Consider the following 1,300-nt stretch of genomic DNA (forward strand, 5'->3'; position numbering starts at 1 on the left):
GGGTCTGCCCCGGGTTTGGTTGACATCTGAAGTGTGAGGATTCGTCCTCGCTGGAAGGATGTCCGTGTGGCAAAGCCGTATCCCAAGGAGTTCCGCGACGACGTCGTGGCCGTGGCCCGGAAGGGCCAAGCGCCGCTGGCGCAGATCGCGAAGGACTTCGGTATTTCCGAAGGCTCGCTGGCGAACTGGATGAAGAAGGCCGATATCGAGGACGGTCATCGTCCCGGCCTGTCCGATGCCGACCGTGCCGAGCTGCGCGAAGCGAAGAAGCGGATCCGGCTGCTCGAGCAGGAGAACGAGGTCCTGCGCCGCGCTGCGGCCTACCTGTCCCAGGCGAACCTGCCGGGAAAATAGTCTTCCCGCTCGTCCGTGAGATGGCCGCGGCCGGCGCCCACGTCAGGGTGCCGGTCGCGGTGGCGTGCAGGGTCCTGGGGTTGTCGACCCAGGGGTATTACAAGTGGCTGAAGGACCCGGTGTGCCAGCGGGACTGGGACGACGCGCACCTGCTGGACGTGATCTACGAGATCCATGCCGACGACGCCACCCTCGGGTACCGGTTCATCACTGACGAGCTCGACCTCGAGCACGGCATCCAGGTCGGCGAAAACCGCGTGCACCGGTTGTGCCGGATCGCAGGTATCCATGCCAGCCACCACAAGAAGCGCAGCAAGCCCGGCTCGACCGGCCCGGCCCCGCATGACGACCTGCTCGCCGTGGTCGACGAGCACGGCGTGGTCCGGCACGAGTTCGTCGCCGACAGCCCGAACAGGGTCTGGTTGTGGGACATCTCCGAGCACCCCACCCGGGAAGGCAAGCTCTACATCTGCGCGATCAAGGACGTCTTCAGCAACAAGATCGTCGGCTACTCCATCGACTCCCGCATGAAGTCGTCCCTGGCGCGCGCCGCGATGCGCAACGCGATCGCACTGCGCTCACCGGTCGGCACAATCTGCCACTCCGACAGGGGCGGTCAGTTTCGCGCCAAACGCACCCAGCGGCTACTGGAGAACAATGGCCTCATCGGATCGATGGGTCGCTCGTATGGGGCCGGGGACAACGCCAGCATGGAAAGCTTCTTCAGCCTGCTGCAGAAGAACGTCCTGAACACCCGACGCTGGAACACCCGCGAAGACCTGCGACTCGCGATCGTGACCTGGATCGAAACCAAGTACAACCGCCGACGCCGTCAGCGCGCCCTCGGCAAGCTCACCCCCGTCGAGTTTGAGATGATCTACGTGACCGCAGAAGCGGCCTAATCACTGCAAACCCCGAGCGTCAACCAGACCGGGGGCCGACCCTC

1 protein-coding gene is annotated in these 1,300 nt (G+C 64.8%); it reads left to right on the forward strand.

Annotated elements, in window-relative coordinates; all coding sequences use genetic code 11:
- Positions 1-66 precede the first annotated feature (66 nt).
- Positions 67-1,256 (forward strand): IS3 family transposase gene (locus tag AB0K73_RS20805; protein ID WP_360519582.1). Its coding sequence is split into 2 segments (ribosomal slippage): positions 67-345 and positions 348-1,256, totalling 1,188 coding nucleotides; the frame shifts between segments, so codons are not numbered across the junction.
- The last annotated feature ends 44 nt before the right edge of the window (positions 1,257-1,300 follow it).

It is taken from the genome of Agromyces sp. NPDC052230 (assembly GCF_040679595.1).
In the GTDB taxonomy this organism is placed as follows: domain Bacteria; phylum Actinomycetota; class Actinomycetes; order Actinomycetales; family Microbacteriaceae; genus Agromyces.